We start from the raw sequence: 16,789 nt of genomic DNA on the forward strand, positions 1-16,789 counted from the left end.
TGGAGGGACCGGGAAACGGGTCCGTCAAACGGCCGGCTGATCGGTAAGGTCGGCCGAATCAGTGTCGAGTCGGCGGCCGGGGCGGTGCGGGTGGCAGATCCAGAGCGTGCAGATCACACAGCCGTCGGGCGTTCGCTGGAAGCGGCAATGCGTCTGTTGGGCCAGGCCGCCGGTCCGTCAACACTGACGGAGTCGACGTCATCACCCGCTGTGCCAACCGGCGAGGGCGAGCTGCGCGGGCGCGGCACCGCCGCCGACGGGCTGGTCGAGGCCGTGGTGGCTGGCTATGGCCGGCTGGAGTCCCTGGAGATCGACCCCCGCCTGCTGCGGCGCGGCACCGGTGCCATCGCCGGCCACGTGATCGAGGCAGTGCGCGCCGCCCAGGATGACGAGCTGCGACAGCGCCAGGAGCTGCTCGGCGGCGCGGACCATCGAGGCCAGCGGTGAGCGGCTCGGCGCGGAGGTGCAGCGGTTGCAGGGCACCGTCACCGGTTCGGCCAGTCCCTGGGGTGGCGACGAGGCCGGGACAGTCTTCGGAGCGGCCTACACCGAGGTGCTCCAACACGCTCTCGACGTCTACGCCTCGATGGCCGACCAACTCCTGAGCGTGGCCGACAGGCTTGACGCCGCCGCCGACGCCCACGAGCGCAGCGACCTCGACAGCGCGGCCCTCTTCACGAGACTGGGACTGCCCGGTGGGCCTACAACTGCCAGCTGAGCTCGCCGAGGCCCTCAACTGGGTGGGCTTCACCTGGCCAGAGGCCGACGAGGAGCTGCTGTACGAGGCCGCCCAGGCGTGGATGTCCTTCGCCGGCACGCTGCGCACGGCGGCCAACGAGGCGAACGCCGGCGCGAGTGTCGTGAGCGCTACCAACCGGGGGCGGGACGTCACCGCCTTCGAGGCGATGTGGCGCGGCGAGGAGGGCCCGACCAGCCGTATCGAGGACGGCGCCGAGGCCGCAGAACTCATCGCCGCCGCGCTGCTCGTGATGGCCGTGATCACGTTGACCCAGAAGGTCCTCACGATCGTCCAGCTCACGATCCTGGTGATCCAGGTTGCCATGGCGCTGGCGGCAGCGGCCCCCACCCTCGGTGGCTCGCTGGCACAGATCCCGATCGCGATCGGCGTGGCCCGGGTCGCGATCCGCCGGATCATCAAGGAAATCGTGCAACGGGTCGTCAACGACATCATTCCGCGACTGCTTCGCCGCGCCAAGACGTTGCTGCGCAGGTTCAACCGCAAGGGCCCGGATCGGCCCCCGGGGCGGCCCGGCGTGCCCGGACCGCTGCGGGAGGTCCGTTACCAGGGCCGGCCGATGCTGGACAAGTACCGGTACGAGACCGCCGGTGACCATCCGGGAAATCCCTTTCGGCCCAGCTCGGTGCGTCGGCTCAGCGAGGCGGAACGGGAGGCGCACCGCGTGTACGTCGACTCGGACGGCATCCTGCGCCAGGCAAGCAACGGCCAGCCCTTCGACACCCGCGCCGCGTCCACCCACTGGACGAGGGACGGCGGCCGGGCCATCTTCGTGATGGATGAGCGAGGCAACATGTACGCCTCGAACTACCAACAGGTTGGCGACTTCCACCACTCCACCCTGGGCAACGGTCAGCCGGTCGCGGCGGCCGGTGAGATCGCGGTCGTCGACGGTAGGGTCCAGTACGTGACTTCCGCCAGCGGGCACTATCAACCCGGCCCCGAGCACATGCGGCAGGTCACCGACGAGCTGAGCCGCAACGGCGTCAAGGACATCCCGCTCTTCGGCTTCGACGGCCGTACCCGGTTGAACTGACCCGTCGGAAAGGTGCATGGAATGGACAGCCGCAACTGGAAGGGCGTCATCAACCAGATCCTGTACGGGTTGATGTTCACCCCTCAGCTCGACGACGATTCCGCCAGCCAGATGGCTGAGGCGATGGTCGAGCGACGCTACTTCGGGGACGGCCCGGCTGTTTATGCGGACGCGATCGTCCAGGCGCAGCAGTACGACGGCCCGCTCATCGACGAGATCGAGACGTCGCACAGCGAGCAGGGGTTCCGCGATTTCCTCCGCCGGCTGGCGGGCGAACTGGACCAGCGCCGGCCCTGGCAATGATCTGATCCGATCGCGGGATGTGGTGACTTTTCGCTGTCGAGTGGGTACTGGCTGGCGATGTTCTTCATCTTTGGTCTGCGTACCAAGGTCGACCGGTCCGGTGTCGTGCAGCAGGTCTGCCGCCACTGCGGCAACCAGGCCGCGCAGGTGATCACCCGCCGCTCGACGAAATTCACGCTCTTCTTCATCCCCCTCATTCCGATCCGCACCCGGTACGCGCAGCAGTGCACGTTCTGCGGGGCGGAGTACGAGATCGCCAAGTCCGACGTCGAGCGCCTCCCGGTCGGCTGATCCGACGATGGAACGCTTCCTCTGCTGGCTGATCGGCCGACCGACGCCCTCGGCCGACGTGGCCGTGCACACCGTTGCCCGCCCGCCCTGCACCCCTGGCCGGCGCAGACGCCGCCGCGCACGCCGTCCGTTGGCCGGCACCGCACTGCCCCGTTCACCGTGGAACCGATCCGCGGGCCGCTGACCAGAGGCGTGAGGATGCTCAGCGCGACAGAGGCCCGGGGTGCACGTTCGGCTCTGGCGGCGTTTCTGGGCGCTGGTTAGGCTTTCGGGGTTTGCCGTGGACCGGCGCCGCCGAGGGTGCACGCACGACGAAAGAGCCGGAGCGACCGTGTCCCGACAGGACGGAAAGCAGGCTGCGGGGACGCTCAACCCCGCCGGCGCGTTCGTCGCGGCTGCGGTCATCCTGCTGGAGGCGGGTTGGCTGTTCGCCGCGTTGCCCGGCGCCGCGCTGGTCAGCGACATCGGCGCGATGCTGGTAGCCGGTTGGGCGACGCTCGCGTGCGTCGGGGTGGCCCGTCGCCATCCGGCGCCGCTGCGCCGGTTCTGGACGCTGCTCGCCCTCACCATGGCGCTGGCCGCGATCGGCCGGGCGATCTGGACGGTGCAGCGGCTCGTCGGCGGCGACCTGCCGCACACGCCGGTGGTCGGGGTGGTCTTCACCGCCGGCATCCTCACCGGCACGGCCGCGCTGCTCAGCTCGCCGTCCGCACCGAGGACGGCGGTCGGGCGGGCCCGTACGTTGCTGGACGGGGTGATCGTCGCCCTGGCGCTGGTGCCGATCGGTTGGGTGCTGGTCTTCCGGGGGGTCGCCGCGGCCGAGCTGGCCGACCCGGCGCGCACGCTGGGGCTGCTCTTCCCGATGTTCGACCTGATGCAGCTCACCATCCTGGTCGCGGTCTCCGGGCCAGCCCGGCCGATGTGGCGGCCGATGACAGTCCTGGCGGCGAGCCTCACCCTGCGGGTCGTCGCCGACGTCGTCTACGTGTCGCTGGTCGCCCGCGCCGACTACACCGCCGGTCACCCGATCGACCTGTGCTGGCCGTTGAGCTACCTGCTGATCGGCCTGGCCGCCCGTAACCCGCCGCCACCGGACTGCGACGGCACCGACGACACCGCCGAGTCGCCGCTGCCGCCCTGGTGGCGGGTGGCGCTGCCGTACCTGCCGGTGGGCGGGGCGATCATCGCTGTGGTGCTGGCCCGCCGGCCCACCGGGCAGACCCCGCAGCTCGTGTTCGTGACCATGATGGTGTTGCTGGCCGCCCTCGCCGTCCGGCAGGGGCTGGCGGCCAACGAGAACCTCAGGTTGGTGGCCCGGCTGCGCCGGCTCGCGTACGGCGACCAGCTCACCGGGCTGCCCAACCGGCTGCTGTTCAACAGGCGGCTGCGCCTGGCCCTGCGCGACGGGCGACCGGTGGCGGTGCTGCTGCTCGACCTGGACGGGTTCAAGCAGGTGAACGACCGGTTCGGGCACGCCACCGGCGACACCCTGCTGACCGGGCTCGCGGCCCGGATGCACACTGCCGTGAACGGCGACGGCACCATCGCCCGGCTCGGCGGTGACGAGTTCGCCGTCCTTGTCGACGGCGAACGGCCGGTGTCACCCGAACGGCTCGCCGAGCGGCTGCTGGACGCGTTGCGGCCCTCCGACGACGAGGAGGACGTCGGGGTGCACCCGTCGGCGAGCATCGGCATCGCCGAGTACGGCCCGCAGCACGCCTCCCACACCGACCTGCTGCGCGACGCCGACATCGCCATGTACGCGGCCAAGGCGGCCGGGAAGTCCGCGTACCGCACGTGCACTGCGGCGTTGCGCGAGTCGGCCGTCTCCCGCGCCGAGTTGATCGCCGACCTGCGCCGCGCTGTCGACGAGGACCAGCTGCACCTGGAGTTCCAACCCATCGTCGACCTGACCACCGGCGCGGTGCGCAGCGCCGAGGCGCTGGTGCGCTGGCGGCACCCCCGGCTGGGGATGTTGCCACCGGCGAAGTTCCTGCCGCTGGCCGAGGAGACCGGGCTGATCCTGCCGATCGACCGCTGGGTGATCCACGAGGCGTGCCGGGCCGCCGCGACCTGGCGGGGCCGGGCGCCGGATGCCACGGTCGCTGTGAACATCGCCGCCGCGCACCTGCGTCGGCCGGACCTGATCGCCACTGTCACAGCGGCGACCAGCGCCGCCGGGTTGGCACCACGGGCGTTGACACTGGAGTTGACCGAGTCGGCGTTGATCGAAGGCACCGAGGCGGTGCTGGAGCGGCTGCACCAGCTCCGGGAGCTGGGCATCCGGATCGCCATCGACGACTTCGGCACCGGCTACTCGTCGCTGAGCTACCTGCACCGCATCCCGGCCACCGAGTTGAAGATCGACAGGTCGTTCGTGGCCCGGCTGGGCACCGACGACCGGGCGTACGCCACGGTGGAGATGGTCACCCGCCTGGCCGGCGCGTTCGACCTGGCTGTGGTCGCCGAGGGGGTGGAGACCGAGCGTCAACACGAGGCGGTCACCGCGATCGGCTGCCCACGAGGTCAGGGCTATCTGTACGGGCGGCCGGACGTCCCCGCGATGGTGGGCCAGAATCGGAGTTGACTCTCACGTAACGGCAGGCAGGAGCCTGGTTCCCGGAAGGGAGGGGGACCATGGCGTACACGGTGGGTCAGGTCGCGAAGGTGGCCGGCGTGACGGTGCGGACGCTGCACCACTACGACGAGATCGGGTTGCTCTCGCCCAGCGGGCGCACCTCGGCCGGTTACCGCCGCTACGACGACGCGGACCTGCAACGGCTGCAACTCGTCCTGTACTACCGGGAGCTTGGTTTCCCGCTTGAGGAGATCACCGCGATCATCGACGACCCGGCGGCCGATCCGGCCGCGCACCTGCGCCGGCAGCACGAACTGCTGACGGTACGGCTCAAGCGGTTGCAGGAGATGGTCACGGCGATCGAGTTCGCGATGGAGGCGAGCAAGATGAACATCCAACTCACGCCGGAGGAGCGGTTCGAGGTCTTCGGTGACGTCGATCCGGAGGAGCACCAGGCCGAGGCCGAGCAGCGGTGGGGTGACACCGACGCGTACCGGGAGTCGAACCGGCGGGTCTCCCGCTACACCAAGGAAGACTGGCTGCGGAACAAGGCGGAGAACGAGGACTGGGGTCGGCGGATCGTCGCGCTGATGGCCTCGGGCGCGCCGGCGGACAGCCCGGAGGTGATGGAGTTGGCCGAGGAGCACCGGCAGCTCATCAGCCGCTGGTTCTACGAGTGCTCGTACGAGATGCAGACCGGGTTGGCTGACATGTACCTGGCCGACGAGCGGTTCACCGCGTACTACGAGAAGATCGCCCCGGGGCTGGCCACGTATCTGCACGAGGCGATCCACGCCAACGCGATCAGCCGGGCGTAACACGGGGTGCGGTCCGGCTAGTCTGGCCGGACCGCACCGCCCGGGGGAGATGACAGTGCAGAAACCGAAGCTGATCGCCGCTGTCGCCGTGCTCGTGGTGGCGGTCGGCGCCGGGGCGTGGGCGCTGGTCGCCACCAGCGACGACGACGAACCGGACGCTGGTCGCCCGGCGGCGTCGGCGGGCCCGGCCGACCCGGTCGGTGTGCTGAAGGCCGCCGCGGCGAAGGCCGACGAGCAGCCGTACAAGCTGACAGTTGGCACCGGCGGCGCGGACGGCGACGCCACTGTGCTGCTCTGGGACCCGAAGGCGAAGCGTGGTCTGGAGACCACCTCGCTGAAGGTGCCCTCCGGTGTGGTGAAGATCGAACGGTTGACCACCGGGCCGGACGTGTACGTGCGGGTCACCGCCCCGGACCGCCGCGTCCCGGTCTGGGACGGCAAGACCTGGTGGCACGTCGGCGCCCCGGGTGACCCGGCGGCCAAGCAGGGCCTGGACAACACCCGGCTGGCCAGCACGTTGGGCGCGCCGGCGGGGGTCCGGCTGACCGCCGAGCGGGAGTACGCGGGCACGCTGGACCTGCGCCAGAGCGGCGCGGTGCTGGGCAGCGGCGTCGGCAACGTGCTCGGCGACCGGGCGGCGGCGGTGCCGTTCACCGCTGCCGTGGACGAGCAGGGCCGGCTGGTCCGCTACCGCATCGAGTTGGCCAGCGAGCAGTCGCAGACCGCCCAGCTCGACCTGACGTACTCGGATTTCGGGCTGCCGGTGTCGGCGGACCCGCCGGCGGCCGACCTGGTGGGCGAGGACCCGCCGGCGAACATTCCCGGCGCCTGAGGTCGGGTCACTCCTCGACCGCCCCGTCGACCGGGGTGACCAGGAAGTCGTAGACGGTGCGGGCCATCCGCCGGACCGTCTCGTCGCCGGTGGCCATGGGGCCGGCGGTGAGGAACGCGACGGCGGTCTCGGTGCCGGGGATCAGGTAGTAGCCGACGTCGTGTGAGGCGTCCGGCAGGTCACCGGTCTTGTGGGCCACCGGCACGCCCTGTGGCAACGCCGCCGGGATCTTCGTGTTCAGGGTCTGCTCCCGCATGAACCCGATCATCAGGTCCCGGGAGGTGGGGGTGAGGATCTCGCCGTCCCAGACCGCGCCGAGCAGCGACACCACGTCGTCCGGGCTTGTGTAGTTCTCCTCGCCGCGTTGCGCTGCCGCGCTGTCGAGCATCCGGCGGGCCAGGATGGTGGAGCGTTGGTTCATCGAGTCGATCAACGCGTTGACCGGAGCGAACCCACCCAGGTAGGTGATCAGCACGTTCGCTGCCACGTTGTCGCTGTACTTGATCAGGTACTGGGCGAGCCGGTGCACCGTGACCACCTGCGGGAACGTCTCGAACTGCAGTTGACCGGTGCCGCCGATCACGTCCTCCGGCGTGACCAGCACCCCGTCGTCGAGGAAGATCTGTCCACAGTCGACCCGGCGCAGCAGCTCGACGAGGATCCACAGCTTGATCACGCTGGCCGCCTTGGGGCGCAACGAACCGTTGACGGCGATCTGCTGGTCGCCGTAGCGGCCGGACAGGTCGCGGACGGTGACCCCGGCCGGGTTGAGGCTCGCGTCGGCGACCACCCGGGCGAGTTGCCCGCTGAGCGGGAACAGCCGGGCCCCGGCCACCGGGTCGGTGGGTGGCTGCGGGCTGGTGACCACCACGCCGGTTAGCTTCGTCGGCGGGCGGTGCCGCTTGATCACCTCCAGCGTGCCCTCGCTGCGCCCGACCAGCGGCACCCGGTAGCGGTAGGCAGTCCCTCCGACCACTACCGCGCCGCTGGCCACCCCGGCGGCGACCCGCATCGTCGGGTCGGCGACCCGACCGGTGTCGCCGTCGCAGGCGCGGTAGCGCACAGTGCGCCCGAGCGAGTCCACAGCGAACACCCCGCCGGGAAACGACAGCCAGGACACCTCGCTGGTCGGCGGGCGCTCCGGCGTCGGGTCCACACCGGGCTCGTGGCTCTGACCGTCGCCGGGCTCAACCCCGTACCCCGGATCGGTCGTCTGCGCCGGGTCCGCGACGGGCGCGCGGCCGGGGCCGTCCGCGGTGGCCGGCCCGGTCGTCGCGAGGACCGCGAGCGCGACCGCCGCCGTCAGCACCTTCAGGGGTACGCGGGCAGAGTTCCCGAGCAGGGAAGATGAGCGCCTCTTGTCGCTTTTTCTCACGTTTGCACGATATGAAGCGCCGGAGGCTGGTGAGACCGGCGGGACCGGCGTCACCCGTCCGGGCGGCGATGTCCCCGCGAGCACGATGACCCACGGGTATAAATATGACCCACAGGCATCACGCTTCTCAGCCAACTCACCACCGGGGGACCCATGCTGATCATCGCCGGCAGTCTGCAGGTCGAACCGGCCACCCGCGAGGCGTACCTGTCCGACTGCGAGCAGGTCATCGCGCGGGCGCGTGCCACCGCCGGCTGCCTCGACTTCCTGCTGGCGGCCGACCCGTTGGAGCCCGGCAGGATCCACGTCTACGAACGCTGGGAGTCACCGGAGCAGTTGGCCGCGTTCCGTGGCTCCGGGCCGGACGACGCGCAGGAAGTGGCAATCCTCGACGCCGACGTGCAGCGCTACCTGATCGCCGGCGTCGAAGCGCCCTGACCCGGCACCGCTCACGCCTGCGGTTCGGGGCCGGTGGGCAGGCCGGGTGCCATCCGGCGGATCGAGGCGAAGGTGGGCGTGAGGGCCTCGTACAGCTCGGCGAAGAGCGGCAGCAGCGCCGCGTAGGTGGCGGCGGCGGCCGGGTCCGGGCGGACCGTCTCCTCGATCCGCACCAGGTCGGCGGCGACGTCGATGCTGGGGATCAGCCCGAGCGCCTCCATGCCGAGCAACGCCGCCCCGAAGCTCGACCCCTCGTGCGCGGCCGGGAAACTCACCGGCAGACCGAGTGCATCGGCGAGCATCTGTCGCCACAGGCCGCTGCGGGCGAAGCCGCCACCGGCCCGGACCTCCCGGACCTCGTTGCCGGCCGCGCGCACCGAGCTGAGCACCAGCGCGAGCTGCTGGCAGACGCCCTCCAACGCGGCCCGCACCAGATGCTCGCGGCGGTGTGCGTGGGTCAACCCCACGTACGCGCCGCGCGGCAGGGCGCTCCAATGTGGTGCCCGTTCGCTGTGCAGGTAGGGCAGCATGATGAGCCCGCCCGAGCCGACCGGCGCGCGGGCCGCCAGGGCGACAAGGTCCTCCTCGGAGTGCTCGCCCAGGTCCGGGGCGAGCGCCGCGCCGGCCCACTTGAGCACGATGCCGCCGTTGTTGATCGCGCCACCGACCGCCCAGCGATGCTCGGTCAGCGCGTAGCAGAACACCCCGCCGAGCGGGTCCACGCCGGGCCGCTCGACCATCACCCGCATCGCGCCGCTGGTGCCGATCGAGCAGGCCACCATGCCGGGGTGCACAGCGCCCAGGCCCAGGTTCGCCAGCGGCCCGTCGCCTGCGCCGACCACCACCGGGGTGCGCTCCGGCAGGCCGGTCTCGGCTGCGGTCTGCGGAGTGAGGCTGGGCAGCACGGCGGTGGTGGCGACGAGCTGCGGGAGTTGTTCCTCAGTGATGCCGGCTATGGTCAGCGCCTCGCGGTCCCATTTCAGCTCGTGGATGTCGAGCAGGCCGGTGGCCGAGGCGATCGAGTGGTCGGTGACCAGCGCGCCGCAGAGCCGCAGCAGCACCCAGTCCTTGATACCCACCCAGTGCGCCACCCGCTCGAAGAGCTTCGGCTCCTGCTCGGCGAACCAGAGCAACTTGGGCAGCGGCGACATCGGATGCATCGGCGTGCCGGTGCGCCGATGCAGGGCCAGCCCGGACGGCACCGCCCGCAACCGCTCGGCCTGCCGGGTGGACCGCGAGTCGGCCCAGGTCACCGACGGGGTGAGCGGGTTACCGTCCCGGTCCAACCCGATCAGGCTGTGCATGGCCGAGCCGAACGACAGCCCGGCCACCGGCTGGACCAGCTCGGCCACGACCATGCTGATCGACTTGAGCACCGCTTCGAGGATGAGCTGCGGATCCTGTTCGGCGTAGCCGGGTTGCGGGTTGTTCAGCGGGTAGCCGACCAGGTGACTGCCGAGCTGCCGCCCGTCGGTGTCGTACGCGACGGCCTTGGTGCTGGTGGTGCCGATGTCGACACCGATCACGACCCCGGGCAGCGTGACTGCCGGCACGACCGTCACCCCCTCAGGAAACGTGAATCGACGCAAGAGTATCGCCCTATCGTGTGGGTTGCTACGCCGATCGGGTAGTTCGCCCGTTTCGGCGTGTCCGGGCGCCGCGCCGGACCTGTTAAACCTCGTGACACCCCCAGATTGGTGGCCTACGCGGCGAAGGAGTCGGCGTGGCGAGGACTGATTCGACGGGTTCCACATGGCGGTACCGGTGGGCGCACCGGCAGAACGTGCGGCGGGTCAGCACGTACCGCGGCGCTGAGGCGGCGTGGCAGCGACGCGACGACGAGTTGCGGCGGCTGCGCGCCCTGGCCGCCGACTTCCAGGGCTCGGCGGCCGCCGGCGCCGGGCTGGCGTTGGAGTTGGCCGCCGACGAGGTGGTGCTCTGGGCGCTACCCGCCGCGCAACTGGTCGAGGTACGGCACACCACGGTGCTGCCCGCGCCCGACCTCGCTGTCGCCCCGCGAACCGGGTCGCTGCGCCCGCGCCGCCCGGACGGCGTACGCGTCACCGACGCCGGCATGGCCGTGATCACCAGCCGCCGACTCGTGCTGCTCGGCGGGCGGGGCCGGCGCGACTGGGCGTACGGCCGGATCACCGGCCTGGCCCACGACCCGGCGGCGCCGGTCACCCTGCTCCAGGTGCTGGACCGGCGGCGTACCTCCGGGTTGCTGCTGCCCACCGCCGCCGCGCCGGACTTCCGGTTCAAGCTCACGCTGGCCTTCGCCGACGCGATCGAACAGCGCGCCGCGGTGATCGCCCAACTCGACGAGCTGATCGCCGAACACGCCCAGCTCAAGCCGTTCCGGCCGGCCGTGAACACCCCGGCGCAGGCCCGGTTCTCCGCGCGGGTACCGGGTGGCCGTAGGACCCTCGCGGTGGCGGCGGCCATCGCGCTGCTGGTGCCGGCGGCACTGATCGAGTCGGACCCGTCCGACCCGACCGGTGGCGCGGAGGTCGCCGCAGCCGCCACCCCGGCGCCCACCACCAGCGTGGCGCCCGCGCGGATTGGTCCGGCTCTCGCCCTGAAACCCCCGCCGCCGAAGCCGGCGAAGTCGCCGCGCCCGTCGCCCAGCGCCACCCAGGGCCCGCTCTGCGGAGCGACGGAGAACCCGCTGGGGTACGGCTTCTGTGGCGGCACGCGGATCCGCAAGCCGGCAGCCGAGGTGTGCGACTGGTTCGACTGCGTACCGCAGTTCTGGGCCGGACGCGGCTACCTCGTGCAGTGCCGCGACGGCTCGGTCAGCCTGGCCGGCGGCCGGTCCAACGCCTGCGCCGAGCACCAGGGCATACGGCGGACCATCACGAAGTGACCGATTCCGGGCCTGAAGTCCGCTTCGCTCGGCCAGAATGATCGAGTGGAGATCCGGTCTGACGATGGCGCTCGGGTGCGGGTACGCCCCGTCGGCTACCAGCCCGGCATCGACCCGCCCGACGACCCCGACGGGGCCACGCCCGGCTGGCACGACTGGCTGCTCATCGAGGTGGACGCCCGCACCGCCGACGGTCAGACCTGGTCGCACCACTACCCGAGCCTCATGGTCGAGGAGGCCCGCGCGCTCGGCGGCTGGCTGCACGGGCAGGCCACCGCCGCCCTCGGGCTGAGCGCACCACCGGCGATGGTCCGCTTCACCGAACCCAACCTGGCCCTCCGTAGCCGGGTGCTGCGCCGCCGCCGGCTGGAGCTGATCGTGGAGTTCTCCGCCGAGTCACTGCCACCGTGGATGCGCCGCCCGTCCACAGCGATCTACCCGCTGATCCTCACCGTCTCCGCGGACGCCCTCGCCACCGCCGCCGAACACTGGTCTGAGCACTGCGAGGCGTACCCGCCGCGTACCCAGTCGCGGTTCCCGACCCACGGCCCGCAGCCGTACCGGCGACGAGCCGGCTGATCACCTGCGTCACCGACGTAGCGATGCCTTGACGGCGTCGATGGCGTCGGACAGTTCCTCGGTGTACGGGAAGCCGTCCTCGACGATGGCCATGTCGACCCCGCATTCACGCTGCCGCGCCCGCAGCAGCGTCTCCTCCACCGGGGCCACCGGGAAGGCCAGCGGGTCCAGACCTTGCGCGGAGCCCAAGTCTTCGACCAGGAGCCACTTGCTCTGCTCGTCGTAGACGACCACCCCGGCGGCGATTCCCCTGGTCCACTGATCGAAGAGCGTGGCCAGGCTGGTGGCGGCACGGACCGAGTCCCACGCGTCGGGTGAGATCTCGTAGCGCCAGATCTCACCCTCGTGGTCGCCGGCCAGCACGAACGTGTAGAGGGTGACATCGAAGAAGAACAGGGGCAGTTGGTGCCGCCAGGGAAACGGCGTGCCGATCGCCAACCCCAGATAGTCCAGCGCGTCCCCGCCCTCCGGCCATGGCATCCGCCATCCGACGTTGGGCAACACCTGCCGGACGGGCCAGCGCTGCGACTGCAACCAGGTCAGCTGCTCGGCGACACGCTCCACGCCGAAGATCCGGTGGACCACCTCCGGCGGCTGCCCGGCCGGCGACTCGCCGTAGTCCGGCCAGTCGAGGCCGGCGGACGTCGCCGCCAGGCGATAGTCGCGTACCGCGTCACGCAGCACACCCATGTCGTCAAGCATCAGGAAGCTCCTCGGCCGCCGGGGTCCTGGGCAGGCTAGCGTCGCCGCACCAACTCTGGTGTCCGTCAATACTCTCCTTTCGGGCGCAACGGGATGCATCGATCCTGGTCGCGTTGCCTGTCACGTACGTGAGCGGTTGTACCGCGTGTGACAGTGACCTCTGTGTCCTGCGCCCCCTGGCGGATCGCCTGGGCCGAGCGCGAGAACGAGCGCCGGCAGCGCGCGTACCGCGACGCCACCGACGCGTGGCGGCGCCGCGACGACCACCTGGCCCGGCTCCGCATCGAAGCCGCCAGCTTCCTCGGGTGTACGCAGCCCCGCACCGGCCTACCGGTGGACCTCGACGACGACGAACTCGTCTTCCGCGTCCTGCCCGTCGCCCAGCTCGTCGAGGCCGAGGCGCGGCACATCCCCGGCCTGCCCAGGCCGGGCGGCTTCTGTTCCTTCGCTGAGACTTCTTCGGAGGCGCTGCCGGCGAGCCTGCGTGTCGTCGACACCGGCATGGCCGTCGTGACCAGCCACCGGGTGGCCTTTGGCGGCCGTGAGCACCGGCGCGAGTGGCGGTACGACGACCTGGTCGGGCCCGCCCACCACCCCGACACCCCGTTCACCCTGCTGCCCGACCACAGTCGACTCTCCGGACTGCTCGTCCCCACGAACGCCGTGGCGAACTTCCGCTTCTACCTCACCCTCGCTGTCGCTACGGATCGCGCTGCCGTCCTGGCGCAGGTCGACGCGCTGCTGGCCGCACACCGGGGCGCCCGACCCGCGCCTATCGTGCTGGCGGAACCCGACGACGCGCCCCTGACCGCGGTACGCCCCGACCGGCGGGCGCTCGGTGCTGCCGCCATCGCAGCTGTGGTGTTCGCGACGGTCGGCCCCGGCGCTCTCGGCCCGAACCCGCACCTCTTGGCATCCGAGCCCGTGCCGCTGGCGGAGACCATCGCCCTGGACGTGCCGAGGGCTGGGGCGACCCTCGTGCCGATCGGTGCCGTCGGGCCGGTGGCACCCCGGTCGAGGGTCGGTTCGGCCGACAGTGCCGTCTGGAGCCCGCCGCACGCCCCGGCTGTCCGGCCGTCGACTGCGGCAGCCGTCTCCAGAGTGGTGTCACCGGCCGTGGCGGTGGCTGTAGCGCCGGCCGTCACCCCGTCGGCCCTTCCTGCGCCGTCGCCCACCTCGGTGCCGACCCCTGAGCCGGTCCCCACCACGGAACCGTCCACCTCAGCCGTCCCGACGCCGCCCGTCGCGTCGGCCTCCCCGACTCCGACGCCCACTGCGACGCCTTCGCCGAATTCGCTGCTGGCGGTCTGCCTGGATCCTCTGCAACTGCCGTTGCTGGACCCGCTGCTCTGCCCGCCTCCGACGCCCTGATCCGTGTTCGTGGGTGCGCGGCTCAGCCCATGGCGCTGAAGTCAGGGACAGTGAGGGTGCCGTCGTCCGCAAGGGCGAAGCCGGGATTCCACGCGATCTCCCAGACGTGGCCGTCCAGGTCGGTGAAGTAGCCCGCGTAGCCGCCGTAGAAGGTCTCCCGGGCCGGCTTGGTCACCGTGGCACCCGCCTCGGTGGCCGTGGTGATCACCTCGTCCACCTCCTCGCGGGATCGGACGTTCTGGGCGAGGGTCACCCCGCCGAAGCCGTCGGTGCCCGGGTCGGCGATGCCGGCGTCGTCGGCGAGCTTGTCGCGGCCCCAAAGAACGACCGCCAGGCCACCGGCCTGGATGAAGACCGTCTCCTCAACCTCCTGGCCACGCCAGCCAAGGTGCTCGTAGAACGCCTTGGCGCGCGCCAGGTCGCTGACGCCGAGGGTGATCAGGCTGATCCGCTGCTCCATGCCCCCAACCTAGTGCGTGATTAGTCGACGGCTGTGGTACCCGGACGGCTGCCTGGTCATCGGCGGCGAGGCTGAAAAGCACGCGCCTGGCACTCCCGTGCGTCCGAAAAGGATTAGGGCGTGACGGTACGCTGCATATCGGTAGCGCAGGGTGGTGATCGGGGCGTCTGTGGGCGCCTCGGCCACCAGACGTCGGTTGTGCCGGAAACACGGGGGGAACCATGTTCGAGCGGCTGGGCAGATTCGTCGTGGGCAGAGCGTGGTGGGTGATCGCCGGGTGGGTGGTCGCGGCAGCCGCCATCATCCTCACCACACCGTCCCTGAGCGACATCACCTCCGCCGACCAGGAAAGCTTCCTGCCTCGCTCGTACGAGTCGGTGCAGGCCACCGAGCTGGGGCAGAAGGCGTTCCCGCAGCAGGCCACCGCGACGGCGACCATCGTGGTCAAGCGCGCCGACGGGCAGAAACTCACGTCGGCGGACGAGGCGAAGGTGGGCCAGCTCGCCCAGTCGCTCAAGGCCAAGAACATCCCGCGCACGTCCGGCTACCTGACCGGCCCGCCTGCTGTCGCACCGGACAAGTCGGTGCAGATCATCAACGTCGGGCTCGACGCCCCCACCCCCGACGACCCGGCACTGCTCGACGCCGTGCGCGACCTGCGCGCGGACATCGGCCCGGAGCTGGCGAACAGTGGGCTGACCGCAGGCGTGGCCGGTGACGTGGCGAGCTTCGTCGACAACGAGGACACCTTCAACAACGCGTTCGCCGTGGTCGGCGTCGCGACGATCATCCTGATCATCGGACTGATCCTCGTCATCTTCCGCAGCCCCATCGCGGCGCTGCTGCCCGTGGTGGTCGTCGGCGTCGTCCTGAGCATCACGACGGGTCTCGTCGCCGCCGCAGGCAAGGCATTCGACCTCAGTGTCAGCCAGGATCTGCAGACGATCCTGCTGATCGTGCTGTTCGGCATCGGCACCGACTACATCCTGTTCCTGCTCTTCCGCTACCGGGAGCGGCTGCGCGCCGGCGACGACAAGCGCACCGCGATGATCGTCACCGTCCAGCGGGTCGGCGAGGTCATCACCTCGGCCGCCGGAGCGGTCATTGTCGCGTTCCTCGTGCTGCTCCTCGCCTCGCTGGGCTTCTTCGGCTCCCTCGGTCCGGCGCTCGCGATCGCGGTCGGCGTCATGCTGGTCACCTCGCTCACCCTCATCCCGGCGGTCGTCTCCCTGCTCGGTCGGTACGTCTTCTGGCCCTCGAAGGCGTGGCAGCGTGCGCCCAAGGCCACCATCTGGCACCGGCTCGGCAACACCGTCGGGCGCCGGCCGGCGCTTGTCGCGGCGGCCTCCGGCGTTCTCCTGGTCGCGCTCGCTGCAGGCGTGCTTGGCTACAAGGCTGACTACGACTTCAGCGCCGGCTTCCCGCAGGACACCGAGTCGGCGAAGGCCGCACAGGACCTACAGCGCGGGTTCGCCGCCGGTGCGCTCGCCCCTACCGAGGTCTACCTGACCACCAGCAACGGGTCGCCGCTGAACGAGCAGCAGGTCAACGACTTCGCGGTGGCCGTGGCGAAAGCCCCGGGTGTGGGCCAGGCGCAGCCCCCGGAGCGCAGCACCGACCCGAGTGTGGCCCGGGTCAACCTGCTGCTCAACGAGAACCCGGTCTCCAACGAGGCGATCACCCTCGTCCGCGACGACTTGCGCGGTGCCGTGCACGCGGCGGCCCCGCCGGGCACCCGGGCGCTGGTCGGCGGGACCACCGCGATCTTCGCGGACATCAACTCGGCCAACAACCGCGACCTGTCGGTGATCCTGCCGGTCGCGGCCGGCCTGATCGCGCTTATCCTCGGGCTGCTGCTGCGCAGTCTGGTCGCGCCGATCTACCTCGTGATAGCGGTGCTGCTCAACTTCGCCGCCACGCTGGGCGCCACTGTCTACCTCTTCCAAGGGCTGCAGGGCGAGCCCGGTGTCACCTTCCAGCTGCCGATCATCCTCTACCTTTTCGTGGTGGCGATCGGGACTGACTACAACATCCTGATGATCGCCCGACTACGCGAGGAGGCGCGGGAGGGCAACGAGCCGCACCAGGCCGCCGCCATCGGGGTCGAACACGCCGGTCCGACGGTCGCGGCAGCAGGCTTGATCCTTGCCGGGACGTTCGCGGTGCTGCTGCTTGCTCCGATCTCGTTCCTGCAGCAGATGGGCTTCGCGGTGGCGATCGGCATCGTGCTGTCGGCGTTCGTCATGTCGATGTTCTTCGTGCCAGCGCTGACCGCGCTGATCGGGCACAAGGCGTGGTGGCCGGGCCACGGCGACGAGGGACCGGCCGGCGGGCCGCACGTCCCGCCGGAGCCGGAGGCCGTGGCGAAGGGGTAGCCGGGCGA

Annotated in this window: 17 protein-coding genes; 13 read left to right on the forward strand and 4 right to left on the reverse strand. The window is 71.0% G+C overall.

Features of this window, described 5'->3' with window-relative positions; all coding sequences use genetic code 11:
* The first annotated feature begins 210 nt into the window (after positions 1–210).
* The 8 genes from AB0C19_RS13810 (at position 211) to AB0C19_RS13845 (ending at position 6,615) form a co-directional block, all read left to right on the forward strand.
* Complete coding sequence (locus AB0C19_RS13810) at positions 211–447, forward strand: YbaB/EbfC family nucleoid-associated protein (RefSeq protein ID WP_357184185.1); 237 nt, start codon at positions 211–213, stop codon at positions 445–447.
* On the forward strand, positions 386–718 hold the full coding sequence (locus AB0C19_RS13815; protein ID WP_357184188.1) for a hypothetical protein: 333 nt from the start codon (positions 386–388) through the stop codon (positions 716–718). The genes AB0C19_RS13810 and AB0C19_RS13815 overlap by 62 nt, the downstream gene beginning before the upstream one ends.
* A complete protein-coding gene (locus tag AB0C19_RS13820) occupies positions 696–1,793 on the forward strand; it encodes a hypothetical protein (protein ID WP_357184190.1) in 1,098 nt (365 codons plus the stop codon). The genes AB0C19_RS13815 and AB0C19_RS13820 overlap by 23 nt, the downstream gene beginning before the upstream one ends.
* A 21-nt stretch (positions 1,794–1,814) precedes the next feature.
* Complete coding sequence (locus tag AB0C19_RS13825) at positions 1,815–2,096, forward strand: hypothetical protein (RefSeq protein ID WP_357184193.1); 282 nt, start codon at positions 1,815–1,817, stop codon at positions 2,094–2,096.
* A 57-nt stretch (positions 2,097–2,153) separates the two neighbouring features.
* Positions 2,154–2,387 (forward strand): zinc-ribbon domain-containing protein, encoded by a 234-nt coding sequence (locus tag AB0C19_RS13830; protein ID WP_274525086.1) that lies wholly within the window; start codon positions 2,154–2,156, stop codon positions 2,385–2,387.
* Positions 2,388–2,718: 331 nt separating this feature from the next.
* Complete coding sequence (locus tag AB0C19_RS13835) at positions 2,719–4,974, forward strand: EAL domain-containing protein (RefSeq protein ID WP_357184197.1); 2,256 nt, start codon at positions 2,719–2,721, stop codon at positions 4,972–4,974.
* A 50-nt stretch (positions 4,975–5,024) separates the two neighbouring features.
* Positions 5,025–5,783: a MerR family transcriptional regulator gene (locus AB0C19_RS13840; protein ID WP_357184200.1), complete on the forward strand. Its 759-nt coding sequence runs from the start codon at positions 5,025–5,027 to the stop codon at positions 5,781–5,783.
* 55 nt (positions 5,784–5,838) lie between these two features.
* A complete protein-coding gene (locus AB0C19_RS13845) occupies positions 5,839–6,615 on the forward strand; it encodes a hypothetical protein (RefSeq protein ID WP_357184203.1) in 777 nt (258 codons plus the stop codon).
* A gap of 7 nt (positions 6,616–6,622) precedes the next feature.
* On the opposite strand, the gene AB0C19_RS13850 is transcribed toward AB0C19_RS13845, so the two are convergent.
* A complete protein-coding gene (locus AB0C19_RS13850) occupies positions 6,623–7,990 on the reverse strand; it encodes a serine hydrolase (RefSeq protein ID WP_357184206.1) in 1,368 nt (455 codons plus the stop codon).
* Positions 7,991–8,143: 153 nt separating this feature from the next.
* Between AB0C19_RS13850 and AB0C19_RS13855 the strand changes: the two genes are divergently transcribed.
* Positions 8,144–8,428: an antibiotic biosynthesis monooxygenase gene (locus AB0C19_RS13855; protein ID WP_091393855.1), complete on the forward strand. Its 285-nt coding sequence runs from the start codon at positions 8,144–8,146 to the stop codon at positions 8,426–8,428.
* Between the two features lie 11 nt (positions 8,429–8,439).
* On the opposite strand, the gene AB0C19_RS13860 is transcribed toward AB0C19_RS13855, so the two are convergent.
* The gene (locus tag AB0C19_RS13860) at positions 8,440–9,981 is read right to left on the reverse strand and encodes a gluconokinase (RefSeq protein WP_357184209.1); all 1,542 of its coding nucleotides are present in this window, start codon (positions 9,979–9,981) and stop codon (positions 8,440–8,442) included.
* Between the two features lie 170 nt (positions 9,982–10,151).
* Here AB0C19_RS13860 and AB0C19_RS13865 point away from each other — a divergent pair, with 170 nt between their 5' ends.
* Together AB0C19_RS13865 and AB0C19_RS13870 are read left to right on the forward strand one after the other, a co-directional pair.
* The gene (locus AB0C19_RS13865) at positions 10,152–11,294 is read left to right on the forward strand and encodes a hypothetical protein (RefSeq protein ID WP_357184212.1); all 1,143 of its coding nucleotides are present in this window, start codon (positions 10,152–10,154) and stop codon (positions 11,292–11,294) included.
* A gap of 45 nt (positions 11,295–11,339) precedes the next feature.
* Positions 11,340–11,873, forward strand: coding sequence for a hypothetical protein (locus tag AB0C19_RS13870; protein WP_357184215.1), 534 nt, complete (start codon positions 11,340–11,342; stop codon positions 11,871–11,873).
* Between the two features lie 9 nt (positions 11,874–11,882).
* On the opposite strand, the gene AB0C19_RS13875 is transcribed toward AB0C19_RS13870, so the two are convergent.
* Positions 11,883–12,575 carry a hypothetical protein gene (locus AB0C19_RS13875; protein ID WP_357184218.1) on the reverse strand — a complete coding sequence of 231 codons (693 nt, stop codon included), beginning with the start codon at positions 12,573–12,575 and terminating at the stop codon, positions 11,883–11,885.
* 153 nt (positions 12,576–12,728) lie between these two features.
* On the opposite strand from AB0C19_RS13875, the gene AB0C19_RS13880 reads away from it, so the two are divergent.
* Positions 12,729–13,946, forward strand: coding sequence for a hypothetical protein (locus AB0C19_RS13880; protein ID WP_357184221.1), 1,218 nt, complete (start codon positions 12,729–12,731; stop codon positions 13,944–13,946).
* A 22-nt stretch (positions 13,947–13,968) separates the two neighbouring features.
* Here the strand turns inward: AB0C19_RS13880 and AB0C19_RS13885 are convergent, their stop codons facing one another.
* Positions 13,969–14,406 carry a VOC family protein gene (locus AB0C19_RS13885; RefSeq protein WP_266303585.1) on the reverse strand — a complete coding sequence of 146 codons (438 nt, stop codon included), beginning with the start codon at positions 14,404–14,406 and terminating at the stop codon, positions 13,969–13,971.
* A gap of 248 nt (positions 14,407–14,654) precedes the next feature.
* Between AB0C19_RS13885 and AB0C19_RS13890 the strand changes: the two genes are divergently transcribed.
* Positions 14,655–16,781, forward strand: a complete 2,127-nt coding sequence (locus AB0C19_RS13890; RefSeq protein ID WP_357184225.1) for an MMPL family transporter — start codon at positions 14,655–14,657, stop codon at positions 16,779–16,781.
* The last annotated feature ends 8 nt before the right edge of the window (positions 16,782–16,789 follow it).

Origin of the sequence: Micromonospora sp. NPDC048842 (genome assembly GCF_040649935.1) — a bacterium.
GTDB classification, from domain to species: domain Bacteria; phylum Actinomycetota; class Actinomycetes; order Mycobacteriales; family Micromonosporaceae; genus Micromonospora; species Micromonospora hortensis.